Source organism: Falsiroseomonas algicola (assembly GCF_011040385.1).
Classification (GTDB): Bacteria; Pseudomonadota; Alphaproteobacteria; order Acetobacterales; family Acetobacteraceae; genus Falsiroseomonas; species Falsiroseomonas algicola.
This window is the reverse complement of sequence record NZ_JAAIKB010000005.1, coordinates 150,187-176,675: the sequence shown is the minus strand read 5'-3', so window position 1 is coordinate 176,675 and position 26,489 is coordinate 150,187. Positions and strand designations below refer to the sequence as shown.

Annotated in this window: 24 protein-coding genes; 18 read left to right on the top strand and 6 right to left on the bottom strand. The window is 72.1% G+C overall.

Annotation, left to right across the window (positions count from 1 at the left end):
- Positions 1 to 51 precede the first annotated feature (51 nt).
- The 7 genes from hemC (at position 52) to G3576_RS14310 (ending at position 8,688) form a co-directional block, all read left to right on the top strand.
- Positions 52 to 1,077 (top strand): hydroxymethylbilane synthase, encoded by a 1,026-nt coding sequence (gene hemC / locus G3576_RS14340; RefSeq protein WP_164695097.1) that lies wholly within the window; start codon positions 52 to 54, stop codon positions 1,075 to 1,077.
- 20 nt (positions 1,078 to 1,097) lie between these two features.
- Complete coding sequence (locus G3576_RS14335) at positions 1,098 to 1,820, top strand: uroporphyrinogen-III synthase (protein ID WP_328729121.1); 723 nt, start codon at positions 1,098 to 1,100, stop codon at positions 1,818 to 1,820.
- Positions 1,817 to 3,190, top strand: a complete 1,374-nt coding sequence (locus tag G3576_RS14330; protein ID WP_164695096.1) for an MICOS complex subunit MIC60 — start codon at positions 1,817 to 1,819, stop codon at positions 3,188 to 3,190. The genes G3576_RS14335 and G3576_RS14330 overlap by 4 nt, the downstream gene beginning before the upstream one ends.
- Positions 3,191 to 3,202: 12 nt before the next feature.
- The gene (locus tag G3576_RS14325) at positions 3,203 to 4,465 is read left to right on the top strand and encodes a heme biosynthesis HemY N-terminal domain-containing protein (protein ID WP_164695095.1); all 1,263 of its coding nucleotides are present in this window, start codon (positions 3,203 to 3,205) and stop codon (positions 4,463 to 4,465) included.
- Positions 4,466 to 4,635: 170 nt separating this feature from the next.
- The gene (gene speB, locus G3576_RS14320; RefSeq protein WP_164695094.1) at positions 4,636 to 5,601 is read left to right on the top strand and encodes an agmatinase; all 966 of its coding nucleotides are present in this window, start codon (positions 4,636 to 4,638) and stop codon (positions 5,599 to 5,601) included.
- Between the two features lie 58 nt (positions 5,602 to 5,659).
- Positions 5,660 to 6,595: a Bug family tripartite tricarboxylate transporter substrate binding protein gene (locus tag G3576_RS14315; protein WP_164695093.1), complete on the top strand. Its 936-nt coding sequence runs from the start codon at positions 5,660 to 5,662 to the stop codon at positions 6,593 to 6,595.
- A gap of 104 nt (positions 6,596 to 6,699) precedes the next feature.
- Positions 6,700 to 8,688, top strand: coding sequence for a methyl-accepting chemotaxis protein (locus G3576_RS14310; RefSeq protein WP_164695092.1), 1,989 nt, complete (start codon positions 6,700 to 6,702; stop codon positions 8,686 to 8,688).
- A gap of 33 nt (positions 8,689 to 8,721) precedes the next feature.
- Here the strand turns inward: G3576_RS14310 and G3576_RS14305 are convergent, their stop codons facing one another.
- Positions 8,722 to 9,477, bottom strand: coding sequence for an HpcH/HpaI aldolase family protein (locus G3576_RS14305; protein ID WP_164695091.1), 756 nt, complete (start codon positions 9,475 to 9,477; stop codon positions 8,722 to 8,724).
- Between the two features lie 166 nt (positions 9,478 to 9,643).
- On the opposite strand from G3576_RS14305, the gene G3576_RS14300 reads away from it, so the two are divergent.
- The 5 genes from G3576_RS14300 to G3576_RS14280 all read left to right on the top strand — a co-directional run bounded on the left by G3576_RS14300 (position 9,644) and on the right by G3576_RS14280 (position 14,782).
- The gene (locus tag G3576_RS14300) at positions 9,644 to 11,038 is read left to right on the top strand and encodes an FAD-binding oxidoreductase (RefSeq protein ID WP_164695090.1); all 1,395 of its coding nucleotides are present in this window, start codon (positions 9,644 to 9,646) and stop codon (positions 11,036 to 11,038) included.
- Between the two features lie 59 nt (positions 11,039 to 11,097).
- Positions 11,098 to 12,300, top strand: a complete 1,203-nt coding sequence (locus G3576_RS14295) for an MFS transporter (protein ID WP_164695089.1) — start codon at positions 11,098 to 11,100, stop codon at positions 12,298 to 12,300.
- Positions 12,301 to 12,369: 69 nt separating this feature from the next.
- Positions 12,370 to 12,525, top strand: a complete 156-nt coding sequence (locus G3576_RS14290) for a hypothetical protein (RefSeq protein ID WP_164695088.1) — start codon at positions 12,370 to 12,372, stop codon at positions 12,523 to 12,525.
- Positions 12,526 to 12,584: 59 nt separating this feature from the next.
- A complete protein-coding gene (locus G3576_RS14285; RefSeq protein ID WP_164695087.1) occupies positions 12,585 to 13,421 on the top strand; it encodes a universal stress protein in 837 nt (278 codons plus the stop codon).
- A gap of 305 nt (positions 13,422 to 13,726) precedes the next feature.
- Complete coding sequence (locus G3576_RS14280; protein ID WP_164695086.1) at positions 13,727 to 14,782, top strand: protein kinase domain-containing protein; 1,056 nt, start codon at positions 13,727 to 13,729, stop codon at positions 14,780 to 14,782.
- 163 nt (positions 14,783 to 14,945) lie between these two features.
- On the opposite strand, the gene pdxR is transcribed toward G3576_RS14280, so the two are convergent.
- The gene (pdxR, locus tag G3576_RS14275; RefSeq protein WP_164695085.1) at positions 14,946 to 16,367 is read right to left on the bottom strand and encodes a MocR-like pyridoxine biosynthesis transcription factor PdxR; all 1,422 of its coding nucleotides are present in this window, start codon (positions 16,365 to 16,367) and stop codon (positions 14,946 to 14,948) included.
- An 89-nt stretch (positions 16,368 to 16,456) separates the two neighbouring features.
- On the opposite strand from pdxR, the gene G3576_RS14270 reads away from it, so the two are divergent.
- A complete protein-coding gene (locus tag G3576_RS14270; protein WP_164695084.1) occupies positions 16,457 to 17,080 on the top strand; it encodes an FMN-binding negative transcriptional regulator in 624 nt (207 codons plus the stop codon).
- Entirely contained in the window at positions 17,077 to 17,718 is a 642-nt protein-coding gene (locus G3576_RS14265; protein WP_164695083.1) for a LysE family translocator, read from the top strand. Before G3576_RS14270 ends, G3576_RS14265 begins: the two co-directional genes overlap by 4 nt.
- A gap of 150 nt (positions 17,719 to 17,868) precedes the next feature.
- Here G3576_RS14265 and G3576_RS14260 read toward each other — a convergent pair whose 3' ends face one another.
- Positions 17,869 to 19,059 (bottom strand): CaiB/BaiF CoA transferase family protein, encoded by a 1,191-nt coding sequence (locus G3576_RS14260; RefSeq protein ID WP_164695082.1) that lies wholly within the window; start codon positions 19,057 to 19,059, stop codon positions 17,869 to 17,871.
- 33 nt (positions 19,060 to 19,092) lie between these two features.
- A complete protein-coding gene (locus tag G3576_RS14255; RefSeq protein WP_164695081.1) occupies positions 19,093 to 19,623 on the bottom strand; it encodes a dihydrofolate reductase family protein in 531 nt (176 codons plus the stop codon).
- 74 nt (positions 19,624 to 19,697) lie between these two features.
- Here G3576_RS14255 and G3576_RS14250 point away from each other — a divergent pair, with 74 nt between their 5' ends.
- Complete coding sequence (locus tag G3576_RS14250) at positions 19,698 to 20,654, top strand: Bug family tripartite tricarboxylate transporter substrate binding protein (RefSeq protein WP_164695080.1); 957 nt, start codon at positions 19,698 to 19,700, stop codon at positions 20,652 to 20,654.
- A gap of 175 nt (positions 20,655 to 20,829) precedes the next feature.
- Here G3576_RS14250 and G3576_RS14245 read toward each other — a convergent pair whose 3' ends face one another.
- Positions 20,830 to 22,254, bottom strand: coding sequence for an FG-GAP-like repeat-containing protein (locus tag G3576_RS14245; RefSeq protein ID WP_164695079.1), 1,425 nt, complete (start codon positions 22,252 to 22,254; stop codon positions 20,830 to 20,832).
- A gap of 60 nt (positions 22,255 to 22,314) precedes the next feature.
- The gene (locus G3576_RS14240) at positions 22,315 to 23,202 is read right to left on the bottom strand and encodes an SMP-30/gluconolactonase/LRE family protein (RefSeq protein WP_164695078.1); all 888 of its coding nucleotides are present in this window, start codon (positions 23,200 to 23,202) and stop codon (positions 22,315 to 22,317) included.
- Between the two features lie 61 nt (positions 23,203 to 23,263).
- Between G3576_RS14240 and leuC the strand changes: the two genes are divergently transcribed.
- From leuC to G3576_RS14225, 3 genes are all read left to right on the top strand, one after another.
- The gene (leuC, locus tag G3576_RS14235) at positions 23,264 to 24,637 is read left to right on the top strand and encodes a 3-isopropylmalate dehydratase large subunit (RefSeq protein WP_164695077.1); all 1,374 of its coding nucleotides are present in this window, start codon (positions 23,264 to 23,266) and stop codon (positions 24,635 to 24,637) included.
- 3 nt (positions 24,638 to 24,640) lie between these two features.
- Positions 24,641 to 25,246, top strand: coding sequence for a 3-isopropylmalate dehydratase small subunit (leuD, locus tag G3576_RS14230; protein WP_328729114.1), 606 nt, complete (start codon positions 24,641 to 24,643; stop codon positions 25,244 to 25,246).
- Between the two features lie 69 nt (positions 25,247 to 25,315).
- Positions 25,316 to 26,488, top strand: coding sequence for an efflux RND transporter periplasmic adaptor subunit (locus G3576_RS14225; RefSeq protein ID WP_164695076.1), 1,173 nt, complete (start codon positions 25,316 to 25,318; stop codon positions 26,486 to 26,488).
- The last annotated feature ends 1 nt before the right edge of the window (position 26,489 follow it).

The window sequence follows — 26,489 nt, the reverse complement described above, 5'->3', positions numbered from 1 at the left end:
GTCGCCTGCACCACTTTCGCCTTTCCGATACCGGGCCTATGTCCGGCGCCCATGTCGGTAGCCCATCCCCACGCCCAGTCCCAGCCTGGCGCGCCCCACCCGCATCAGGCCGTGAAGCCGCATATGCGCTCCCTCCCGCTGCGCGTCGGCACGCGGGGATCGCCGCTGGCGCTGTGGCAGACCCGCCACTTCCTCCACCTGATCACCCGCTTCTGTCCGGTGCTGCGGGATGCCAAGGCCTTCGAGGAACACGCCATCACCACCTCCGGCGACCGGATCCAGGACAAGCGCCTGGCCGATATCGGCGGCAAGGGCCTCTTCGCCAAGGAGATCCATGAGGCGCTGGCCGATGGCCGGATCGACTTCGCCGTCCACAGCCTCAAGGACCTCGAGACCGAACTCCCCCCCGGCATCGTCCTCGCCTGCACCCTGAAGCGGGAGGATGCGCGGGATGCGCTGATCCTCGGCCCGGATTGCCACGCGCCCGACCCCTCCGACCCCTTCGCCTGCCTCCCCGCGGGCGCGGTCATCGGCACCGCCTCCGTCCGCCGCCAGTCGCAGATCCTGCATGCAAGGCCGGACCTGAAGGTGGAGATGATCCGCGGCAACGTGCAGACGCGGCTCGCCAAGGTGCGCGACCCCGGCGGCCCCACCGCCTCCCTCCTGGCCCTGGCCGGCCTCCGCCGCCTCGGCCTGGAAGCGGAAGCGGGCGTCGTGATCGACCCCGATGCCATGGTCCCCGCCGCCGGCCAGGGCATCGTCGGCGTCACCGTCCGCGCCGATGACGTGGAGCTGCACGAACTCCTCTCCGCCATCGAGGACCGGGAAGCCAAGGCCGTCTCCTCCGCCGAACGTGCTCTGCTCGCGGCGCTGGACGGCTCCTGCCGCACACCCATCGGCGGCCATGCCCGCCTGCTGCCCGATGGCCGGCTGCACCTGACGGGCCTGGTGGCCCGTGCCGATGGCTCCTTCCTGCTGAAGCGCAGCCTGCACGGCCCGGCCGCCGATGCCGTCCGCCTCGGCCGCGAACTCGGCGACAGCCTCCGCCGCGACAGCCCCGCGGACCTCTTCGCCTGACCGAGGCGGCGCCGCAAGCGGTGCTGGTCACCCGCCCCGAACCCGGGGGCGAGGAGACCGCCGCGCGCCTGCGCGCCCTTGGCTTCGCCCCCATCCTCGCGCCCGCCCTGGTCCTGCAGCCGCGCCCCGTCGCGGTGCCACGCGCCCAGGCGATCCTGATCACCAGCCGCGCCGCAGCCCGGGCCCTGACGCCGCAACCCGTCCCCCTCCTCGCCGTCGGCGAGGCCTCCGCGGCCGCCGCCCGGGAATCCGGTTTCACGGATGTGACCGCCGCCGCCGGCACCGCGGCCGACCTCGCCCGCCTTGCCGCCGAACGGCTGGACCCCGCCGCCGGCCCGCTGCTTCTCGCGGTCGGCGAAGGCTATGCCCTTGATCTGGCCGCCGATCTCCGCGCGCGCGGCTTCCGCGTCGCGCGCCGCATTGCCTATCGCGCCGCCCCGGCCCTGACACTGCCGGAAGCCTGCGCCGCCGCGCTCGGGCACGGAACGATCACATCCATCCTGTTCCACTCGCCTCGCTCCGCGCACTGTGCCATCACCCTGCTCCGGGCCGCCGGCCATGCGGCAACCCTGGCGGGGATGGAGGCGTTCGCGATCAGCCAGCGGGTGGCGGATGCCGCCGCGGCCGCCATCGCCCCCCTTGCCTTCCGGGCGATCCACGTCGCCGGCCGGCCCAGTGAAGACGCCTTGCTGGCGCTGCTTTCGGGCCGCGCCGCGCCACCAGCCGCGCCAGGAGCATCATGAGCGCCCCTCCCCCGCCTCCGTCCTTCCAGGACCGCCTCCGCCGCCTGCGCCTGGACCCCGCCGCCCTGCCCATCGCCGTGGCCGGCGTGGTCCTGGTGGGAGCCGTCGCCTGGCTGATCGCGCGCCCCCTGCCGCCGGCCCAGCCCCCGGCCAGCCCAATGGCGGCGGAGGTCGCGGAACTCCGCGCCCAGCTCCAGCAGGTGGCCGGCCTCGATCGCCGCATTGCCGCGCTGGAGGGCACGACCGCCCGCATCGCCGGCCTCGAAGCCCTGCCGCCCCGCATCGCGGCGCTCGAAGGCCTGGCGCAGCGCGTCACCGGCCTGGAAGGCCTGACCCAGCGCGTGACCACCATCGAGGGCCGCCCGCCCGTCGACCTCGCGCCGCTGCGCGACCAGGTCGCGGAGGGTGAGCGCCGCGCCGCCGCGCTGGCCGAGCAGCTGGCCGGCGTCGAGCGGATCGCGCGTGACACCGCCGCCCGCCCGGCCATCGACCCGACCCAGCTCGCCGCCCGCACGGCGGTGGAGGCGCTGACCCAGCGCCTGGACCGCCTCTCCGACCGCACCGAGGCCGCGATCCGCCAGGACGAGGCCCGCGCCGCCGCCACCACCGCCCGCATCGAGGGCCTGGCCCGCGAAGCCGCCACCCGCGACTCGGCGCTGGAACAGGGCCAGGCCCAGGCCAGGGAGCGCATCGGCGCCACGGAAGCGGCGCTGGCCGGGCGCATCGCCGCCCTGGAACAGACCCTCGCCACCCGCACCGCGGCCCTGGAACAGGCGCTCGCCAACCGCACCACCGCGCTGGAACAGGGCCTCGCCGCCCGCACCAGCGCGGCGGAGGCGCAGGCCGGCCGCATCGCCACGCTGGAAGGCGCCGCGCAGCGGCTGGCGGCGCTGGAAGGCCGCGCCGGCCGCATGGCGACGATCGACGCGCTCCGCGCCACGCTGGAAGCCGGTCGTCCCCTCGGCGGCGCGCTCGCCGGCCTGCGCGACGCGCCGGAGGCCCTGACCCGCTTCGCCAATACGGCACCGCCCACCGAATCGGCGCTGCGCCTGTCCTTCGAGGACGCCGCCCGCGCCGGCCGCGCCGCCAGCGAACCGGCCCGCGAGGGTGCCGGCGTGCTGGACAGCGCCGTCAGCCGCCTCTCCGGCCTCGTCACCGTGCGCCGGGGCGAGGAGATGGTCTGGGGCGACGCCGCCGCCGCCGAGATCGAGCGCGCCCGCCGCGCGCTGGAGGCCGGCGACCTCGAAGGCGCCATCCAGCGCCTCTCGCGCCTCTCGCCCCCGGCGAAGGAGGCGATGCGCGGCTGGATCAGCCAGGCCGAGGCGCTGGTCGCGGCGCGCGCCGCGCTCCGCAGCCTGGCCGCCGGCTGAGGGGCGCGGCCGATGCGCAGCGCCCTTCTCTACCTGGTCCTGCTGGCCGGCGGCCTTGCCGGCATCCTCTGGCTCGCCCGCCTCGGCGGCGCGGTCGAGATCCGCGTGGCGGATGCGGAAATCCTGGTCAGCCTGCCGGTGGCCCTGCTGCTGCTCGCGGTGCTGTTCCTGGTCCTGCACCTGATCCTGGCCTGCATCGGCTGGCTGCGCCGCCTGCCTGGCCGCCTGCGCGACAGGCGCGCGGCGAAGCACCGGAACGAGGGCGACGCGGCGCTGACCCGCGCGCTGATCGCGCTCGCCGCCGGCACGCCCGACGTGGCGCGCCTCGAGGTGAAGCGCGCCCGCAAGGGCCTGGGCGACACGCCCCAGACCCTGCTGCTGGCCGCCGAGGCCGAGCGCCTGGCGGGGCGGGAGGATGCGGCGGCCGAGGTCTTCCAGGCCCTCGCCGCCCGCCCCGATGCCCGCTTCCTCGGGCTCCGCGGCCTGCTCCGCCAGGCCATCCAGCGGGAGGACTGGCCCACCGCCCAGCGCCTGGCCCGCGAAGCGGAAGCCGCCCAGCCCGGCGCCGCCTGGCTGCGGCAGGAGCGGGAGACGCTGGCGCTCCGCACCCGCGACTGGCGGGAGGCGCTGTCGCTGGCCGCCCCCGGCCCGACCCAGGCCGGCCTCGCGCTCGCCGCCGCGCAACAGGAAGGCGATCCCTCCCGCGCCATCGAGCTGGAACGCCAGGCCTTCCAGGCGGACCCCGCCTTCGCCCCCGCGGCGCTCGCCTTCGCCGCGCGGCTGCGCGCGGCCGGCAGCCCGCGCCGGGCGCGGTCCACGCTGGAACAGGCCTGGGCCGCCCGCCCGCACCCGGACCTGGCGCGCGACTACCTGCTGGAGGAGACGGACCCGCTGCACCGCGTGAAGGCGGTGGAGGCGCTGGTCCACAACAACGCCAAGCACCCGGAAAGCCAGCTGCTGATGGGCCGCGCGGCGCTCGCCGCCGGACTCACGGGCCGGGCGCGGACGGAACTCGATTCGCTGGTCGCCTCCGGCCGCGCCGACCGCCGCGCCTATCTCGCGCTCTGCGACCTGGAGGAGGTGGAGAAGGGCGACCTGCCGGAAGGCCGCGCCGCCCAGGCCCGCTGGCTGCGCGCCGCCGCCACCGCGGCGCCGGAACCCCGCTGGCGCTGTTCCTCCTGCGGCACCGACCATGCCGAATGGGCGCCAGCCTGCCCGACGTGCAATTCCGTCGGCACCATCGGCTGGACCAGCCCGCAGCAGCTGCCGGCATAGCGTCGGCCTAACCCCCACCCCACCCCTCCCCCGCAGGCGCGGGGGAGGGAGTATCCGCGCCTCCCGCCCCCGCGCTTGCGGGGGAGGGTCGGGGTGGGGGTTCCACCGCCTGCGCTTGCTTGCAGCCCACCTTGCCGCCAAGGATCGCGTTCCTCCCCGAGAGAGAGCGCATGACCAATTTCCCCCAGCCCCTCGACGGCGCCATCACCCCCCGCTTCGCCGGCCCCGTCACCTTCATGCGCCTGCCGCAGATCGAGGACGCCGCCCAGGTCGATATCGGCCTGCTCGGCGTGCCCTTCGACCTCGGCACCACCAACCGCACCGGCCCGCGCCACGGCCCGCGGGAAATCCGCAACGTCTCCTCCATCATCCGCCGCGCGCATCCCGTCACGCGGGTCGAGCCCTGCCGCCTGTGCCGCGTCGCCGATGTCGGCGACACGCCGACCAACCCGGCCGACCTCATGCAGTCGCTCACGATGATCGAGGATCGCGTGGCGGAGATCAGGGCGACCGGCGCCTGGACGCTGGCGCTGGGCGGCGACCACCTCATCTCGCTCCCCATCCTGCGCGGCCTGCATCGCGCGCAGCCCAACCTCGGCCCGATCGGGATGGTGCATTTCGATGCCCATTCCGACACCAACGACACCTATTTCGGCGGCGCCCGCTTCACCCATGGCACGCCCTTCCGCCGCGCGATCGAGGAAGGGCTGCTGGACCCGGCCCGCATCGTGCAGATCGGCATCCGCGGCTCGCTCTTCGATGCCACGGACATGCATTGGGCGCGCGACCAGGGCATCCGCATCATCACCATCGAGGAATTCCAGGACCTCGGCATCGAGGCGACGATGGCGGAGGCGCGGCGCGTCGTCGGCGATGCGCCCTGCTACCTCACCTTCGATGTCGATTGCCTCGACCCCGCCTTCGCCCCCGGCACCGGCACGCCGGAGATCGGCGGGCTGATGCCGCGGGAGGCGCAGCGCATGCTGCGCGCGCTCCGCGGCCTGCCCATCATCGGTGCGGATGTGGTGGAAGTCGCGCCGCCCTTCGACCTCAACAACGCCACCGCGCTGATCGGCGCGACGATGATGTTCGAGATCCTCTGCCTGATGGCGGAAGCGCGCGTCACGAAAACGTAACATTGGCGCGGGTATTGCTTCGCGGGCGGGGCCAACCCGCCCGAGGACATCCCCCCGCATGCGTTTCCTGCTCTCCCTGCTGCTGACCGGCGCCCTCGCCATCGGCAGCGCCCAGGCCCAGGCGCCGATTACCATCGTCGTGAATTTCGGCGCCGGCGGCAGCGCGGACCGCATGGCGCGGCTGGTGGCGCCCGTGATGTCGGAAGCGCTCGGCGCCTCCGTCGTGGTGAAGAACACCACCGGCGCGGCCGGCGCCATCGGCGCCCAGGAAGTGGCGCGCGCCCGGCCGGATGGCACGACGCTGCTGCTGACCACGACCGGCCCCATGGCGATCCAGCCGCATTTCCGGGCAGACCTGCCCTATCGCCTCGCGGATTTCGCGCCGATCTGCCTGCTGGGCGATGCGCCCGTCATGATGATGGCCGCCCCCGTCAGCGGCATCCGCAGCGTGGCTGATGTGGTGGCGCGCGCCCGCGCCACGAATGGTGGCTTCAACTACGGCTCCGCCGGCCCCGGCTCCATCCCGCATGTCGTCATGGTGGCGCTGTCCCAGCGCGCCGGCGTGCCGATGACGCATGTGCCCTTCCGCGGCAGCGCGGAGGCCATCATCTCCCTGCTGCGCGACGACGTCTCGATCTATGCGGACCTGCCGGGCGGCCTGCGCGCCAACAACCTGGTCGCCGTCGGCGTCATGGCGGAATCGCGCACGGCGGACTTCCCGGAAGTGCCGACCTTGCGGGAACAGGGCTTCGACCTCGTTTCCTCCATCTGGGCCGGCCTCTACGCCCCCGCCGCCACGCCGCCGGAATTCCTGGCCCGCGCGGAAGCGGCCTGCGCCCAGGCGCTGCGCGCCCCCGCCACGGTGGAAGGCTTCGCCCGCATCGCGACGCCCATCACCTTCCGCGGCCAGCGCGACTTCGCCGCCTTCCAGCAGGCGGAGTTCGAGAAGTATCGCGCCGTGGTGCAGGCGGCCGGCATCCGCCCCGGCGACTGACGCCAGCCGAAGGGCAGCGGGCAATGCCACCGCTACGGTTCAACGACAGTTAATTCTTGTCAGGAAGATTGCTTCCGCCACCCCCCGCCCGGATGACGCCTGCCATGCGCCTTCGCCTCGCCGCCCTGCTGCCGGCCCTTGTCGGCCTGGTCGCCCTGCTCGCGCTCGGCTCCACCGGCTTCGGCGTGCTGTCGCTCCGCCAGGCCTCCGATTCGCTCGCCCGCGTCTCCCACCAGGCGGTGGAGCCGATGGTGCATCTGAAGGCGCTGTCGGATGCCTATGCCGTCAGCGTCGTCGATGCCTCCCACAAGGTCCGCAATGGCGGCTTCACCTGGGAGGAAGGGGCCGCGGCGCTGGCGGAGGCGACCGCCATCATCGACCGCGCCTGGCGCGCCGTCTCCACCATGGAGATCTCGCCCGCCGGCGCCGGCCCCATGGCCGATGCCCGCGCGCGCATCGGCGCGGCGCAGCGCCTGCTGGCGGATGTCACCCTCATCGTGCGGGAACGCGATGCGGCGCTGCTCGACCAGCTGGTGCGCGAACGGCTCTACCCCGCCATCGACCCGCTGACCGAATCGATCGGCCTGCTGCTCGATGCGCAGATTGCCGATAGCGGCGCGCTCGTCACCGCGACGATGCAGGATGCCAACCGCAACCTCTGGATCGCCGTCTCGCTGCTCGCCGGGACGCTGGCGCTGCTGGTCGGCGTGGCGGCGCTGATCGTGCTGCGCGTCACGCGCCCCATCACCCAGGTCACCGCCGCCACCCGCCTGCTCGCCCATGGCAGGCTCGACGGCGCCATCCCCCACGGCAACCGCGGCGATGAGGTCGGCGAACTCGCCCGCGCCGTCATCGTCTTCCAGAACGGGCTGCGCGAAGCGGATGCCGCCCGCGCCGCGCAGGCCGAGGCCCGCGCCCGGGCGGAAGCCGATCGCGCCGCGGCGCTGCGCGACATGGCGGAGAAGGTGGAGGCCGAGACCGGCCGCGCCGTCGATCTCGTCGCCGCGCAGATGGCCGCCATCGCCCGCGACACCCAGGCGATGGCGGAGACCGCGAGCCTGGTCGCCACCGAAAGCGGCGCCGTGCGCAACGCCGCCGGCGATGCGCAGGCGAATGTCCAGACCGTCGCCGCCGCCACCGAGGAACTCGGCGCCTCGATCCGCGAGATCGTCACGCAGGTGACGAACACCGCGCAGGCCACGAACAAGGCCGCCGCCCGCGGGCAGGAGGGACGCGAGAGCATCCAGGCCCTGGCGCGGGAGGTGGATCGCATCGGCGGCGTCGCCCGCCTGATCGCCGAGATCGCCGGGCAGACCAACCTCCTCGCCCTGAATGCCACGATCGAGGCCGCGCGCGCCGGCGACGCCGGCAAGGGCTTCGCCGTGGTGGCGAATGAGGTGAAGGCCCTGGCTGCCGAGACCGCCAAGGCGACGGAGGAGATCGCCCGCCAGGTCGAAGAAGTGACGCGCGCGACGGAAAGCACCGTCAGCGTCGTGACCGAGATGGCCGATGCGGTGGCCGAGGTGAACGGCGCCGCCAGCGCCATCGCCGCCGCCATGGAGGAACAGGGCGCCGCAACGCAGGAAATCGCCCGCGCCATCGCCCTGGCATCCCAGGCCGCGGGCAGCGTCAATGACGGCATCATCCGCGTCGCCTCCCAGGTCGCGGATAGCGGCACGCGCGCCACCCAGCTGCGCGAGGGCGCCGCCGCGGCCAGCGAGGCCGTGACCGGTCTGCGCGGCAAGCTCGTGAAGGTGGTGCGGCACGCCGCGCCGGAGGTCGATCGCCGCTCCGCACCCCGCTTCCCCGCCCATATCCCGGCGCAGCTCCGCCTGCCCAATGGCGCGGTGCGCACGGTGACGGTGGTGGACCTGTCGATGACGGGCTGCGCGCTGGAAGCCGGGGCCAGCCTGCCGCCCGTGGGATCGCCGGTGTCGATCCAGCTCGCCCATCCCGGCGTCGCCTTCAACGGCAATGCGGTGGTGGTCGGCGCGGAGAACCGTCTCCGCCTCTGCTTCGTCACGCCCGATGACAGCCAGCGCCAGGCGCTGACCCAGATCATCGCCGCCGTCGCCGCCCGCCAGGCGGCTTGAGGCGGCGGGCATCGCGCCCGCCGCCCCCTCGCCTCAGCCCTTCGCGACGGCGACCTGCGCCTTCGCGGCCGTCAGCATCAACCCGCTGTCGTTCATGATGGTCGCCAGGTTGAAGCCGCGCTCGAACATCTCCTTCGAGTACTGGCCCGTCATGGTGTGGATGCCGACCTTCACGCCCGCCGCCTGCGCGGTGGTGCGGATCTTGTCGAGCACCGCCAGGAACTCCGGCTCCCGCCGGTCCTGCAGCGGCGCCATGCCGAGCGACAGGCTGAGGTCGGACGGGCCGATATAGATCGCGTCCACGCCGGGGACGCGCACGATGGCCTCCAGATTGTCGAGCGCGGTCTTCGTCTCGATCATCGGGATCACCAGCACGTCGTCATTCGCCGCATTGGTGTCGGCGGCCGCGCCGTAGATGCCGGAGCGGATCGGGCCGAAGCTGCGCGTGCCCTTGGGCGGGTAGCGGCAGAAGGAGACGAGGTCCCGCGCCTCCTTCTCCGTGTTCACCATCGGGCAGATCACGCCCTTGGCACCGCCATCCAGCACCTTGCCGATGATGCCCGGCTCGTTCCACGGCACGCGGACCATCGGCGTCACGCCATGCGGCTGCATGCCCTGGAAGCAGGCGACCATGGACATGTAGTCCTGCACGCCATGCTGGATATCAACCGTCAGGCTGTCCCAGCCCGCCTGGGCCATCACCTCGGCCGTGAAGCCGCTCGGGATGGCGAGCCACCCATTGACCACCGGCTTGCCCGCCGCCCAGGCCGCCTTGACGCCATTTGCCATTGGAACTCCGTCCCCCCCTTGGGTTGTATGATGACAGGACAAGTCGGACGCTAGGCCCGGGCCAGGGCTACCGTCAACGCAGGGCCCGCGCCTTTGCCGAGCCGCCTTCCGCATGGCAGGGTGGCGCTGCGGGCCGGCCGGCAGGGCCAGGCCCCCGGAGCCCCGCATGAACACCATCTCGCCCCGCCCCGTGGATGCCGTCATCGCCGCCGCCAGCGCCTTCCTGGGCGATCGCATGACCACCAATGGCGCGATCCGCGAACAGCACAGCCATGGCGAGGACAGCTCCACGCCCACGCTGCCCGACGCCGTCGCCTTCGTGGAGACCACGGAGGAAGTGAGCCGCCTGCTGGCGCTCTGCCACCAGCACGGCGTGCCCGTCGTGCCCTTCGGCGCCGGCACCAGCCTGGAGGGGCATGTGAACCCCGTCCGCGCCGGCATCTCCCTCGACCTCTCGCGCATGGTGGCGGTGCTGGAGGTGAACGAGCAGGACATGGACTGCCTGATCGAGCCCGGCGTGACGCGCCAGCAGTTGAACGAATACCTCCGCGACAAGGGCCTGTTCTTCCCCGTCGATCCCGGCAGCCACTGCACCATCGGCGGCATGGTCGCGACCCGCGCCTCCGGCACCAATGCCGTGCGCTACGGCACGATGCGGGAGAATGTGCTGGGCCTCGAGGTCGTCCTCGCCGATGGCCGCGTCATCACCACCGGCGGCCGCACGCGCAAGGCCGCCAATGGCTACGACCTCACGCGGCTCTTCATCGGCAGCGAGGGCACGCTCGGCGTCGTCACCAAGGTGCGGCTGCGTCTGCATGGCATCCCGGAGGCGATGAGCAGCGCCGTCGTGCAATTCCCGACGCTCGCCGGCGCGGTGGAGAGCACGATCCAGGTCATGCAGATGGGCATCCCCGTCGCGCGGATCGAATTGCTGGACGACGACATGATGGCCGCCTCCATCGCCTTCTCGAAGCTCGAAGGCTTCGCGCCGCTGACCACGCTCTTCCTGGAATTCCACGGCACCGAGGCCGGCGTGAAGGAACAGGCGGAACTCGTCGAGGCCATCACCACCGACCATGGCGGCAGCGGCTTCCGGTGGGAGACCGATCCCGCCGCGCGCGCCAAGCTGTGGAAGGCGCGGCACGACAGCTACTGGGCCGGCGTCGCCTGGATCCCCGGCCGCCGCGCGCTGACCACCGATGTCTGCGTCCCCATCTCCCGCCTCACGGAAGCCCTCGTCGGCGCCAAGGAGGAAGCGAAGAGCCTCGGCCACACCACCTGCATCGTCGGCCATGTCGGCGACGGCAATTTTCACCAGATGGTGCTCTACGACCCGAACGACCCGAAGGGGCTGGAGGGCGCCTGGGACATGGATCGCCGCATCGTCGCCCGCGGCATGGCGCTGGGCGGCACCTGCTCCGGCGAACACGGCATCGGCCTCGGCAAGCGCGAATTCCTCGAGACCGAGCATGGGATCGAGGCGCTGGCCGTGATGCGCAGCCTGAAGGCGACACTCGACCCCAAGGGCATCATGAATCCCGGGAAGATGTTCCGGAACTGAACGACGCTTCCGCCTCCCCCTTGGGGGAGGCGGCACGAATGAAGAAACCAGGAAACGCCATGCCCGCCACGCCCGTCGCGCTGGCCATCCTGCTGCTCTGCACCGGCCACATCTTCTCCAACGCCGCGCGCACCCTGCCCGCCGTCGCGGTCGATGTCCTGACGCGCGACCTCGGCATCACCGCCGAGGCGCTGGCCCAGATCACCGGCATCTTCCCCGCCGCCTTCGCCGCCGTGATGATCCCGGTCGGCATCGCGCTCGACCGCTATGGCGTGAAGCGCACCAACCTCTTCCTGCTGACCGTCGCGGGATGCGGCGCCGTCATGGCGGCGCTGGCCACCGGGCCCTGGTCCATGGCCCTCGCCCAGGCCGTGCTCGGCGCCGGCTGCTCGGGGATGCTGATGTGCCCCATCACCTTCGCGGCCCGCGCCCTCAGCGCCCCCCGCTTCGCCGTCTGGTCCGGCATCATCCAGGCCACCGGCAATACCGGCATGCTGCTCTCCGCCAGCCCTCTCGCTTTGCTGATCGAGGCGGTGGACTGGCGCGCCGGCTTCTGGGCCTGCGCGGGGATCGCCGCACTCGCCATCGCGCTCGTCGCCCTGCTCGTCCCCTCCGACCGCCCCGCCCCCGCGCCACGGCGCGGCCTGATGCATGATTTGCGGGAGGTCGGCCGCGTCGCCCTCACCCCCGGGCTGCGTGGCGTCATGGTCTTTACTTTCGCCTCCTTCGCCGCGGTGCTCGGCGTGCGCGGCCTCTGGGGTGGGCCCTGGCTGATGGAGGGCAAGGGGCTCGACCGCATCGCCGCCGGCAACATCCTGCTGGCCTGCACGGTGGCGCTGACCATCGGCCCGGCGCTGGCCGGCCTGGTGCTGAAGCGCTTCGGCCAGGCCCCCGTGCTCATGACGCTGAGCCACCTCATCTGCGCCGGCCTCATCGCCCTGATCGTGGCGGGCGACCCGATCGCGCGCGCGCTGGCCTGGCCCGCCATGCCGGTCGCCTGGGATTTGGTGCTGCTGGTGCTCTTCGGTGCCATCATCTCCTTCCAGGTCCTGGCCTTCTCCCTCGTCCGCGGCGCGGTGCCGCCGGAACAGACGGGCCGCGCGCTCTCCTGCTCCAACCTCAGCTTCTTCTTCGGCGCCGCCGTGCTGCAGGGCCTCTCGGGCCTGGTCGCGGGCTGGGGCGGGAACGGCGCGGCGCTGCTGACCTTCGCGGTCGCGCTGGTCATCTGCTCCCTCGGCTTCTGGGTGCTGCGGCCCCGCTGATCCCATTGTCGGAAGTGGCGCGGCCGCGCGGCGCCCCGCTAGCCTTCCCCCGCAAGGGCGGAGGCGGCGATGGGCAGGCTCGCGAAATCCCTGATGCTGGCGGCAGGCACGGCGCTGGCGATCATCGCCCTCCACCAGGGCCTGGTCGTCGCCGCCCGCGGCAGCGCCGGCGATGCGCTCCGCGATCCCGCCCGCGCCACCTGCGGCGCGTGCCACGCGCGCTGACCCCCGGTGTCGCCCGACCGCGTTCCGCGTTAGGCTGCGACCCAAGGGGAGACCTCACCATGCTGCGCAGCATCCTCGTCGCGCTGGACGACACACAGGGCGCCCAATCCGCCCGCGACGCCGCCTTCGCGCTGGCGCGCCGCACCGGCGCGGCGCTGACCGCCGCCGTGGTGCTCGACACGCCCAATACCCGCAGCGAGCATGAATTCGTCCCGATCGGCGGCGCCGCCTTCAAGGCGCGGCGGGACGAGGCGCTGGCGAAGCGCGCGGAGGCCGATGCCGCCGCCGCCTTCACCGCCTGCGCCGCCGTTGCCGGCGACACGCCCTACACCGAACTCCGCCTGGCCGATGCCCCCGAACCCGCCCTGCTGCGCGCCGGCGCCACGCATGATTTGGTGGTGGTCGGGCGCGACAGCACCCTCGGCCGGGAGCAGGTGGAGGACAACGTCGCCCCCGTCATCGAGCAGCTGCTGATGGACGGCGCCCGGCCCCTCCTGGTCATCCCGCCCGGGGCCACGCTCGGCACGCAGGGGCCCGTGCTGGTAGGCTACGACGCCTCCCTCCCCGCCATGGCGGCGCTGCAGCTCTTCGCCCTGCTCGGCCTGGCGGAGGGATCGATGGTGCGCGTCGCCTCCGTGGCGGAGGACCGCGACGCCGCGCTGCTGATGGCCGAGGAAGCCTGCGCCTTCCTCCGCCGCCACGCCATCGAATGCGCGCCCCTGCCGCTGGTCGGCGACCGCCCCGCCGACCTGGTGCTGGCGGAGGCCGAGGGGCTGAATGCGCGCCTGCTGGTGCTCGGCGCCTTCGAGGAAAGCGGGCTCCGCCGCTTCGTCACCGGCAGCGCGACGCATGTGCTGCTGCGAGATGCGCGCTGCCCGGTGTTCATCCACCACTGAGGGGCGGGCCCAGCGCTGAATGGCGATGTCCGAGAAGGGCGGGGAGCGGCTGTACAGGGTTCGCAGCCTGACAACGTGATCCACCTCGTGAACTGACTGTGGAGCGGTAAATGGGAGCGACCCCGGCTTCGGCCGGGTGACGTCCGACAGCTTGGGCCACTTCGCGTGGCGCAAGCTGCCATTCGCGCTGAAACTGAGTTGTTGCGTCGGCACAGACACGCTGCTGGCCTAGACGTCCTTGCGCTTCCGAAGCATCCTTATCTTATTCCAATGGTCTTCCACCCCCGAACAATGGACGGCCTTCTATGTCGCCCGACGCCTTCTATGAACTTCCCATTCAGTATAGGAACGCGCTGATTGCTTTTCATGGTAAGGCAAAAAAGGCGTGCGAAGCAGGCGCGGGGTTCGCGGGCGAGATCGTGTTTCTCGACAACGGGGAGGGCGTTTATCCACGCTACATCGTTGCGAAGTATCCAAAGCGACGCGAGGGATTGAGTCCGCGCGAGCGAGCCGTGCGATTTCTTAGGGAGCTTGAACTTCAAGCCTCAGCTCACTATCACCCCAACGTCCATTGGCCTTTTAAGGTCTTTATGATCTTAGGCGTGCCGATAGCCTACTTTCGCCGCTGGGAAGGCGACCTATCGCACTACATCGAGGAACCGTCTTTCGGAGATATTGGCCGAATTTGCTTGATTACGCAGCTAGTTGCGGGCTTGCTCCATTGCCACAGACGGAGTTTGGCCCACCAAGATCTAAAGCCCGAGAACATCTTTGTCCGTGACCTGCGCAAAAGCTTTCAAGGTCTTCCGGACAACGACCTCTGGCTGCGCCCACTGGTGGCAGACTTTGGCAGCGTCAACTTGGCTGCTGAGAAGCAGGAGTTCGGCGGGACACGCCCCTACATGGCTCCCGAGCAATGGAAGAGAGCGCAGATCGGAGAATGGACCAGCGTCTTCGTTGCGGGGATTATGCTACACGAGCTTCTGTCCCGCGGCGTACATCCCATAGGTGTTCATGGCGGTGACTGGCATCGCCAAATAAATCCCGGCTTCAACCGCTGGCAAAAAAATAAATATTGGATAAAATGGCTGGAGATGGGGTGCAACGTAAAAGAACCGCTCCCCCATAAAGATTTGGCAGTTTTGGTGGCGGATTGTCTTAGGCCAAATCCGGACGATCGCCCAATTCTTGCTGACGTTCAACACCGTCTCCAATGCGCGTTGTCGGCTCGTTCGTCTCTAGCCGCCGATCAAGTATCGCTCTTTTTGGCGTTGGCTGAACAGCAGACCAGTAGTGACTGGGCGCATTTGACGCAGCAACTCCGTTCGTTGCGAAAGTCCATCGAAACGCAGTACCCGTAACAAGCGTCGCCGGCTTGAACGAAGGCGCTTTGATCGGCGAAGACGCTGCCTCTGTTGTTTGCAAGGTTGTGACCACCTTGCTGCTGTCTGTCGGACCTAGACCGGATCCAAAGGACCGCTCAGGGTCGCAAGCAGCCATCCAGCCTCACTCACGGCTAGTCCCTCACCCCACCCCCCGCACCACCTCCGCCAGCACCCCCACCCCCCGCTCGATCGCCGCCACCTCCAGCCCCGCATACCCCATCACCAGCCCGACCCGCCCCGGCACCCCCTCCGCAAAGAGTGGCGTCACCGGATGCAGCCCGATCCCCGCCGCGCGCCCGGTCGCGACCAGCGCCGCCGCCCGCTCCGCCGGCACGTCCAGCAGCCAGGCCACCACATGCAGCCCGGCCTCCGCCCCCTCCACCACCACCGAATCACCAAGGTACCGCGCCAGCGCGGCCAGCAGCGCGGCGCGGCGCTCTGCGTTCAGCCGGCGCGCGCGGCGGATGTGGCGCTCATAGGCGCCTTCCTCGATCAGCGTCGCCAGCGCCTCCTGCTCCAGCGCCGGCGCGTGGCGGTCGGCCAGGCGGCGCGCCTGCGTGAAGGGCTCGACGAGGCCCGGCGGCACCACCAGCCAGCCCAGCCGCAAGGTCGGCGACAGGGTCTTGGAGGCGGTGCCGAGGTAGAGCACCCGCCCCTCCTCATCCATCGCCTGCAGCGGCGGGACGGGGGCGATGTCGTAGCGGTATTCGCTGTCGTAATCGTCCTCGATCACCTGGGCGCCGCAGCCCTTCGCCCAGGCCAGCAACTCCCGCCGCCGCGCCGCCGACAGCACCGCGCCCAGCGGATACTGGTGGGACGGCGTCACATAGGCGAGGCGCGCAGGCGGCAATCCCGCGGTCCGCAGCCCCTCCCCATCCACCGTCACGGGCAGCACGCGCGCGCCCAGCGCCGCGAAGGCGTGCCGCGCCAGCGCATAGCCGGGCTCCTCCATCACCACCGCATCGCCGGGGTCCAGCAGCAGCCGCGCCGCGAGGTCGATCCCCTGCTGCGACCCGTTCACGACGATGATCTGCGAGGCCGCGCAGCGCAGCCCGCGCGCCCGCCACAGATAGCCCTGCAGCGCCGCGCGCAGCCGCGGCGACCCGGCGGGGTCGCCATAGCGCAGGATGGGCGGGGACCGCAGCACCGCGGCCGTCACCGCCTGGCGCCAGGCGAGGCGCGGAAAGTCCCGCGCCGACAACTCGCCATAGCGGAAATCCGCCGCCAGCCCATCCATCCCCGCGGGCGGCAGCGGCGGCAGGGCCGCCAGGCGCTTCCCGAAGGCGGAAAGCCGGGCGCCCGATCCCGGTGCCGCGGCCGGCGCGCCCCGCGCCCCCCGCCCCAGCCCCGTCGCCACGCGCGGCCGCGCGCCGGGCCGCACCTCCAGATAGCCCTCTGCCACCAGCTGGTCATAGGCGGCGGTGACGGTGGTGCGGGACACGCCCCATTCCGCCGCCAGCGCGCGGCTGGAGGGCATGGGCGCCCCCGGCGCATCCTCCCCCGCCTCGATCCGCCGGCGGATCGCCGCCACGATCCGCTGCCCGATGCCGTCCTGCTTCATCCCTGAACTGGCCCAGTGGTTTTGCCAGAAACTGGCCATTCCTTCTGGGCCAGAAGGCCGGCAGGGTCCAGGCTGAAGAGGACGAGCCCATGTACATCCCCCCCGCCTTCCGCCTGGACGATTTGCCCGGCCTGCACGGCACCATCCGCGCGGCGGGCCTCGCCAACCTGGTCACCGCCACGGCAGAGGGGTTGGTCGCGAGCCCCCTGCCCCTCTTCCTCGATCCCGAGGACGGCCCCTTCGGCACGCTGCATGGCCATCTCGCCCGCGCCAACCCGCAATGGCGGACGCCCGCCATCGGCCAGGCCATGGCGGTGTTCATGGGGCCGGACGCCTATGTCAGCCCCTCCTGGTATCCCTCCAAGCAGGAGCATCACCGCGTGGTGCCGACCTGGAACTACGTGACCGTCCACGCCTATGGCGCGGCCGAGTTCTACGAGGACCCGGACCGGCTGCTGGCCCTGGTGACCAGGCTGACCGAGCGCCACGAATCGCCCCGCCCCGCGCCCTGGGCCGTCTTCGACGCACCGGCCGATTTCATCCGCGGCCAATTGAAGGGCATCGTCGGGCTGCGCCTGCCCATCGCGCGGCTGGAGGGCAAGCGGAAGCTGAGCCAGAACCGCAGCGCCGAGGATCGTGCGGGCGTGCGCACGGCACTTGCCGCCAGCGACCGGCCGGCGGACCGCGCCGTCGCGGCGGCGATGCCGGAATGACGGAGACGCTGCCGCTGTTCCTGCTGGCCGCGCTGCTGCTCGCGGTCACGCCGGGGCCCGGGATCTTCTACGTCGCCGCGCGGACGCTGGCCGGCGGAAGGGCGGAGGGCATCGCCAGCAGCCTCGGCACCGGGCTCGGCGGCATGGCGCATGTAATGGCCGGCAGCCTCGGCGTCTCCGCCCTGGTGCTGGCGAGTGCGGAGCTGTTCAACGCCCTGAAATGGGCCGGCGCGCTCTACCTCGCCTGGCTCGGCTGGCGCGCCATCCGCACCGCCCGCGCCGAGGCCCCGCCCGGCGCCGCCGCGCCCCCGATGCCTCCCCTTGGCGGCCCCCGCCGCGCCTTCCGGGAGGGGGTGGTGGTGGAGGCGCTGAACCCCAAGACCGCCGCCTTCTTCCTGGCCTTCCTGCCCCAATTCGTCGATCCCGCTGCGGGCCAGGCAGGCCTGCAGTTCGTCCTGCTAGGCACGATCTCCGTCGCACTGAACACCCTGGCCGATGTCGCGGTCGCACTGGCCGCCGGCCGGCTGCGGGACGGCGCGGCGGCACGGCCCGGGCTGGTGCGACGGCTGCGGGAGGCTTCGGGCGCCGCGATGATCGCGCTCGGCCTGGGGCTGGCGGTGGCGAAGCGGCCGGGATGAGAGAAAAAGGTGGCGACAGGGTTTTGTTCGCTTTATGTTCGAGAACGCCGCCACCCCCCGTGCGACCGCCCTCCGCCCCCCCCCCCGCGAAAACGGTGCTAAACGCGCATAAACGGCATAATCGGCATAAGTCGCTTAGCGACTTAAAAGTCACACCCCACCGGTGATCACCCCCGCCGCGCGCAGCGCCGCGATCTCGGCTTCCGAATAGCCCAGCTCCGCCGCGATCGCCGCGCCATCCGCCCCCGCCGGCCGCAGGTCGCCCGCGCCGCCTGGCCGCGCGCTGTCGATCGAGACCGGCAGCGCCGGCAGCTTGATGGGCCGCCCATCCGGCAAGGTCATCGGCACCAGCCCGCCCGACCCGTTGAGGTGCGGGTCGTCGAACAGCTCCGCCGGCCGGCCGATCGGGGCAAAAGGCAGGCCCAGCGCCTCGCACTTCGCCATCAGCTCGGCCTTGGTATAGGCCGCCAGCGCCGCCGCCACGCGCGGGATGGTCCGCGCCCGCGCCTCCACCCGCTGGTTCTTGGTGGCGAGGCTGGGGTCCGTCGCCATGTCCTCCAGCCCGAAGGCGTTGCAGAAGATGGGCCAGGAAGTGTCGGTGACGACGCCCACGAAGACCTGGCCGCCATCGGCGGTGTCGAAGATGTCGTAGACCGGCCAGGCCGGCAGGCGCGTGGACATGGGCGGCGGCTCGACGCCCGTCATATGGGCCTGCGCCATGTGCTGGGACATCAGCAGCGCCACCGATTCGAACAGCCCGGCCTGCACATGGCCGCCCTTGCCCGTGCTCTCCCGTTCCCGCAGCGCGGCCAGGATCGCGACCGTCACGGACAGCCCGCCCATGATGTCGATCACGCTGCTGCCCGCCCGCAGCGGCCGCCCCGTCGGCCCGGTCATGTAGGCGAGGCCGCCCATCATCTGCACCACCTCATCCAGCGCCGTCCGGTGCTCATAGGGGCCGGGCAGGAACCCCTTGCAGGAGGCATAGACGAGGCCCGGATTGACCGCGGCCAGCTGCTCATACCCCAGCCCGAGCTTGGCCATGGCGCCCGGCCGGAAATTCTCCACCAGCACATCGGCCTTTGCCGCCAGCCGCTGCACCAGCGCGATGCCCTCCGGCTTCTTCATGTCGACGCAGAGGCTGCGGCGCCCCCGCCCGAAGGCGGCGTAGAAGCCGGTGCCGGAGCCCGTCAGCCGCCGCGTCGAATCGCCATCGGGCGCCGGCTCCACCTTGATGACCTCCGCACCCAGATCCGCCAGCGCCATGCCGGCCGAGGGGCCCATGATCATGTGGGTGAATTCCAGCACGCGCAGGCCAGCCAGCGGGGTCGGGGAGGTCATCGGTCTTTCCTTGCAGGCGGCGAGTATCGGCCGTCAGGCGATGCGGTCATAGACCAGGTGCAGGCACCCGCCCTCCACGGTGCGCGCCTCCACGAGGCGGAAGCGGGTCTCCACCGTGCCCGGCGGGAAGAGCATCGGCCCCTCCCCCAGCACCAGCGGCAGCACCGCCATCTCCAGCCGGTCGAGCCGGCCGATCGCCATCAGCCCCCGCAGCAACTGCCCGCCGCCCTCCGCCCAGATCCGCGCATGGCCGCGCGATTCCAGCGCCGCGACGGCGGCTTCGACCCCGCCGCCGATGATCTCCACCCCGGCCGGCGTATCCTCCAGGGGCCGCGTGGTCACGACCATCACGGGCTTGCCGGGATAGGGCCAGTCGCCCATGGCGCGCACCGCCTCATAGGTGCCGCGGCCCATCAGGATGGCGTCGATGCCGGCGTAGAAGGCCTCGAAGCCGAAGGCCTCCGGCGGGGGCGCGCCCTCCAGCAGCCAGTCCACGGAGCCGTCGGCCCGCGCGATCCGGCCATCGAGGCTGGTCGCGATGTGGCAGTGGATGAAGGCGGGCATGGCGCGACTCCGTTCCGGGCATGACAAGGCGGCGGCGGCCGCTCTAGCCTCCGCGCCAAACCGGAGGAACCGCCATGACCCCGCGCCGCGCCCTGCTCGCCCTTGCGTTACTGCCGGTGCCGGCGCTGGCGCAGCGCCCCCAGGCCCAGTTCAACCGCCCGATTCGCCTGGTGGTGCCCTTCGCGCCCGGCGGCAATTCGGACACGCTGGCGCGGCTGATCCAGCCGCGCATGTCGGCCTTCCTGGGCCAGCAGATCGTGGTCGAGAACCGCTCGGGCGCCGGCGGCGCGATCGGGGCGGCGCAGGTGGTGCAGGCGCCGGCGGATGGGCACACCCTGCTCTTCGACAGCGCCAGCTTCGTCGTGGCGCAGTTCATCCACCGCAACCTCAGCTTCGACTATGAGCGTGACTTCGCCCCGGTCGGCACGGTGGCGGATGTGCCCTACCTGCTGGGCGTCGCGCGGAGCCGGGGGATCACGGACGTCGCCAGCTTCCTCGCCGCGGCCCGGGCGGCGCCGGGCGGGCTTTCCTACGGATCGCCGGGCGTCGGCAGCATCGGGCACCTCGCCGGCGTCATGCTGGCGCACCGGTCGGGGGTGCGGCTGGAACACGTGCCCTATCGCGGCGGCGCGGAGGCGGCGCGGGACCTCGCATCCGGGACGCTCGACGCTGCCATCATTTCCGGCAACTCCCTCAACCCCCTGGTGGAGGGCGGGCGCGCCGTGGTGGCCGGCACCACCAATGCGGCGGGCATCGGCAGCCATCCCTCCATCGCCAGCCAGGGCTTCGCCGGCTTCGACCTGACCAGCTGGAACGCCCTCTTCTGCCGCACCGGCACGCCGGAGCCGGTCCGGCGCACGCTGGAGGAGGCGGTGAACCACGCCACCTCCGACGCCGAGGTGAAGGCTCGCTATGCCGCCGCCGGCGCCGATGCGACACCGGCCGAGGCCGATGCCCTCGGCGCCCGCCTGGTCCGCGAACGCGCCCTGGTGCGGGACCTGATCCGGGAGACGGGGATCACGCTGGGATAGGCGCAGCCGCCCCTAGAAGGCTGCGGAAGAACGGGCGGCTGAGGATGGGCGAGCGAATTTTCGTGCAGGAAAGGATGACGCGCAGACACGATGTGGTTGCATCGTGGCAAGCGGCAGACGAATCCTGCGCGGAAAGGCGCCGTCCAGCCGACCCGTCCCGTTCTTCCGCAGCCTGCTAGAGCAGCGCCCAGTCCGGCCCGGGGACCGGCGACAGCAGGCCGCCCCCGGCGACCAGCGTGCCGTCCATCAGCCAGACCGCGGCCTCCCCGGCATCGGACCGCCAGAGGATGTCGGCCCGCCCGTCCCCGTTCGTGTCGCGGGCCGCCTCCGCGGTCCAGTTCGGGCCCGGATTGTAGCTGGGCGTGCCGCCGCCACGGATGGCGGCGCCGTCCATCAGCCAGATGGCGGGCTGGCCGGTCGCGTTCTGCCAGAGGATGTCGGCGCGGCCGTCGCCATCCATGTCGGCGAAGGCCCGCGCCTCCCAGCCCGCGCCCGGGGCGCCCGCCACCACGCCACCGCCACGAAGCTGCGCCCCCTGCATCAGCCACACCGCCACCCCGCCGCTCTCGTGCTGGAAGAGGATGTCGGCCCGCCCATCGCCATCGGCATCGGCGGCGCCCACGGCCCGCCAGGCCGTGCCTGGATTGACCGGCACCATGCCGCCGCCCGCCACGGTCGTGCCGTTCATCTGCCAGACCACCACCTCCCCGCCCGGCCCGCGCCAGAGGATGTCGGCCCGCCCGTCACCGTCGAAATCGGCGGCCGCCACGGCGCGCCAGGCGGGGCCGGGGTTCGTCGCCAGCGGCCCGCCGCCGATGCCGCCGGTGCGGGAGACCAGCCAGATCGCCACCTGCCCGTCCGCGGCCTGGAACAGGATGTCGGCGGTGCCGCTGGCATCCGCATCGCCGAGGCCGACCACGCGCCAGTTCTCGCCTACCGCCGGCCCCAACAGCCCGCCACCGGTCACGGCCAGGCCATTCATCTGCCACGCCACCACCTGGCCCGAGGTGCCGTTCTGCCAGAGCAGGTCGGCCCGCCCATCGGCATTGAGGTCGCCAGCCACCGCCAGCGGCGCGGGCGCCGACGGTGGTGCCGGCGGCGGTGCCGGTGCCGGTGGTGGCGCCACGGCGCGCGGCGGGCCGTAGAGCGCCTGCACCCCCGCAATGTCGCCACTGCCAAGATCCGTGGCGAAGATGACGGGATTCATGATTTCCGCCGGATCGTTGACGTGGTCGAGCCCGATGGCGTGCCCCACCTCATGCAGCGCGATCTGGTAGAGGAAGCCCGGATCGCTCTCGATCACGATCTCGGCGCTGGCAATCGCGCCGTCGCCCGACACGACGTAGAAGGCGAAGCCGGCCAAGGGGCCAGGAAACTCGGCGAATCCGATGCTGATATCGGCGGCGGCGCCGATGCCGGGCACGAGCGTGAAGTCGATTCCGCTCACGGTCTCCCAGCGGTCAAAAGCGCGGGCGACCGTTGCCTGCGCGGCCGGGGCGGTGATGGCGGTGGTGTAGCTGGTCATCGGGCTTGGCTGCCCGAAGGACCAGGTCACGACGGGCTTGGTCCAGCGCGCGCCGGTCAGGCTGTAGGTCGGCATGCGCCCAGCCTACACCGGCCCGGCGCACCCGTCGCAAGCGGGCGCGCGGCCCGCCGCCGGTCAGGGCGCCGGAATCTCCGCTGCCAGCAGGCTGCCCGACTGGCTTTCCGTGATCACCAGCGTGCGGCCATCGGGGGCGAAGGTGCAGTTGGTGGGCATGCGGCCGAAGCCCGTGCAGTCGATCCGGTGGGTGCAGAGGCCGTGCGGGTCCACCACCCAGACCTGCCCATGGCCGGGATTGGCGACGAAAAGCCGGTCATGCGCATCCACCGCCAGCCCGTCGGGGCCGGAGGTGCCGGCGGGGATGCGGAAGAACAGGTTGGCCTTGGCCACCACCGCATCGGGGCGCAGCACGAAGCGCCAGATCTCACAGGACCGTGTCATGGCCACCATCAGATGCGTGCCGGCGCGGTTCATCACCAGGCCGTTGGGGCTCGGCCCGTTGCCGATCAGCTTGTCCATCCGCCCATCGGGATGCAGGCGCCAGACGCGGCCTGTCGGGTCCTGCAGCCCGGTCTGCCCCTGGTCCGTGAAGACCACGCCGCCATCTTGCAGCAGGATCAGGTCGTTGATGCCGCGCAGCCCCTCGCTGAGGATCGTCTCCAGCAGCGGCGCCATGGCGCCCGTGACGGGATCGAGCGTCAGCAGCCCGTGGCGGTAATCCGCCACCAGCAGATCCTCGCCCCGCGCCGCCAGCCCGTTCGGCCAGCCCTCATACTCCGCGACAACCTCCCAATGGCTGCCGGAGACCCGGAAGATCCGGCCATGCGGGATGTCGGTGCAATGGAGGTTCCCCGCCGCATCGAAGCAGGGCCCCTCGAGGAAGCTGTGCACCGCCTGGCCCGCCCGGTTGGCATCCGCCCAGGCGGTCGGCCGCAGGCGGCGCAGCGGGTCGGGCATGCGCGACAGCAGGGAGGGTTGGATCAGCTTGGGCGGGTCGGTCCACATGCCGCGCACCCTGCCCCCGCCCCCTCTTGCCGTCCAGCGGGGCCGGGGCCAAGGTCCGGCCATGGGAAGAACGCTGTTTCAGAAGATCTGGGATGCCCATGTCGTGCATGCGCGCGATGACGGGCTCGTGCTGCTCTACATCGACCGGCACTATTTCCACGAAGGCAGCTTCCACGCCTTCAACATGCTCCGCGCCCGCGGCATTCCCGTGCGGCGGCCGGACCTGACCTTCGGCTTCGGCGACCATTACGTCCCCACCAATGCCCGCCGGACCGACGCGGTGCAGGACCCCGAGATCCGCGGCATCATCGAGACCTTCGAGCAGAATGCCCGCGCCCACCGCATCCGTGCCTTCGACCTGGCCGATCCCGACCAGGGCATCGTCCATGTCGCCGGGCCGGAGCAGGGCCTGACACTGCCGGGCATGACGGTGGTGTGCGGCGACAGCCACACCTCGACGCACGGTGCCCTCGGCGCGCTGGCCTTCGGCATCGGCGCGAGCGAGGTCGCGCATGTGCTGGCGACGCAGACCATCTGGCAGTCCCAGCCCCGCCAGATCCGCGCGCGGTTCGAGGGCACGCTGCCAGCCGGCACCACGGCCAAGGACATGGCGCTCGCCCTGATCGCGCAGATCGGCACGGGCGGCGGGCTCGGCGGCGCGATCGAATTCGCGGGCAGTGCGGTTCGCGCGCTGTCCGTCGAGGGCCGCCTGACGCTCTGCAACATGGCGATCGAGGCGGGTGCCCGCACCGGCATGGTGGCGCCGGATGCCATCACCGCCGCCTGGCTCGCCGGCCGCCCGCACGCGCCGGCGCAGCCCGACCCGGCCTGGGCCGACCTCCACAGCGACGCGGATGCCGCCTTCGACCGGGAAGTGACGCTGGACGCCGCCGCCATCACCCCCATGGCGACCTGGGGCACCAGCCCGGAGGAGGCCGTGGCGCTCTCCGCCCGCGTCCCCCGGCTGGAGGAGGCGCCCGACGAGGCCCGCGCTCGCGCCTGGAAGCGGAGCCTCGACTACATGGGCCTGCAGGGGGGCGAGGCGATGGCCGATGTGCGCGTCGATCGCGTCTTCCTGGGATCCTGCACCAATTCGCGGCTGGAGGACCTCCGCGCCGCCGCCGCCGTGCTGGAGGGGCGGAAGATCGCCGTGCCGATGCTCGTCTCGCCGGGATCGTCGGCCACCAAGCGGGCGGCGGAGGCCGAGGGTCTGGACCGCATCTTCCTGGAAGCGGGCGCGCGGTGGGAGGAGAGCGGCTGCTCGCTCTGCGTTTCCATGAACGGGGAGAGCGTCGGCGAGGGCGAGCGCTGCGCCTCCACCTCCAACCGCAATTTTGCCGGCAGGCAGGGCCGTGGGGCGCGGACGCATCTGGTGTCGCCCGCCTCCGCCGCGGCTTCCGCGCTGGCCGGGCGCCTGATGCAGGCGGGAGCTTGATCGGTGCCTGAGCCCTTCACGACCCTGACGGCCATCGCCGCGCCGCTCGACATGCCGAATGTCGACACCGACCAGATCATGCCGGCCCGTTTCATGCGCCGGCCGCGGGATGAGCGCTACGTCGCCTATGGCTTCCACGACCTCCGCTTCACTCCGGAGGGTGCGACGCGGCCCGACTTCATCCTCAACCAGCCGCCCTTCAACCAGGCGGGAATCCTCGTGGCCAGCCGCAACTTCGGCGTGGGGTCGTCCCGCGAAGCGGCGGTCTATGCGCTGCTCGCCATGGGCTACCGCGCGGTCGTGGCGGAGAGCTTCGGCGACATCTTCTTCAGCAACGCGCTGAAGAACGGGCTGCTGCCCGTGAAGCTGCCGGAGTCGACCGTGAACGCGCTGCGGGGCGCCGTCGCCGCCGCGCCGGGCGCCACGATCACCGTCGATCTCCAGCGCCAGATCCTGACCGCACCGGACGGCGCGGAGCATGGATTCACCGTGCCGCCCTTCGCGCGGGACTGCCTGCTGCGTGGCCTGGACGAGATCGGGCTGACGCTGACGCTGGCCGACGACATCGCGGCCTACGAGTCTTCAAGGCCCCCGCTCGCCGCCGGGTAGTAACATTCACGAAACTTGACGCGCGGAGGGCGAGGCGCCCAGAACCGATCCAATCGTCGGATGGTGCCCATGCGTCTTGCCCGCCTCGCCGCGCCCAGCGCGGCCCTCCTGCTTCTCCTCTCCGGCGCGCCCGCGCTGGCGCAGCCCGGGCCGGGCGGGCCGCCCGCGGTCGGCGTGGTCACGGTCGAGCGGCGGCCGGTGACGGAAAGCACCGAATTCGTCGGCCGGGTGGAGGCGCCGGAGCGCGTCGAACTCCGCGCCCGCGTCACCGGCTTCCTGCAGGAGCGCCTGTTCCGTGAGGGCCAGGAGGTGAAGGCCGGCGAGGTACTGTTCCGCCTGGAACGCGCGCCCTTCGAGGCCGAGGTCGCCCGCGCCCAGGCGACCGTTGCCTCCGCCGAGGCCGAGTTGCAGAACGCCAACATCGCGCTGGCCCGCGCGCGGGAACTGGTCCGCACCTCCGCCGGCACGCAGGTGCGGGTGGATGACGCGACGGCGGCGCAGCGCTCCGCCCAGGCATCCCTGCTCGGCGCGCAGGCGCAGCTGCGCGTGGCGCAGATCAACCTCGGCTATACGGAGATCGCGGCGCCGATCGACGGCAAGATCGGCCGCTCCACCTTCTCCGTCGGCTCCGTCGTCGGGCCGTCCAGCGACCTGCTGGCGACCATCGTCAGCCAGGACCCGATGCGCGTCGCCTTCCCGGTCAACCTTCGCACCGGCACGGAACTGCGCGACCGCTACGCCAGCCGCGGCGGTGCGGAGGCCACGCGCGTGCGCATCCGCCTGGTGACGGGCGCGATCTACGGCCAGGTCGGGCGGATCGACTTCATCGACACCCAGGTTGACCGCAACACGGACACGATCCTGGTGCGCGCGCTGATCCCGAACCCCCCGCGGCCCGGCCCTGGCACCGGCACGGAAGGCGGCGTGGACCGGGAGCTGATCGACGGCATGTTCGTCAACGTCTTCGTCGAAGGCGCGGAGCCCGTGCCGACCGTGGTGATCCCGCGCAGCGCGGTGCTGCAGGACCAGCAGGGCAACTACGTCTTCGCGCTCGACGCAGAGAACAAGGCCGCCCGCCGGCCCGTGACACTCGGCCGCAGCATCGCCGACCAGGTGGTGGTGGAGCGCGGGCTGGAGGGTGGCGAGCGCGTCGTGGTGGAGGGCGTGCAGCGCGTGCGCCCGGGCCAGCCCGTGCAGCCCGGACCGGCGAACGCGCCGCTGCGCAGCCCCGGCCGGGGCTGAG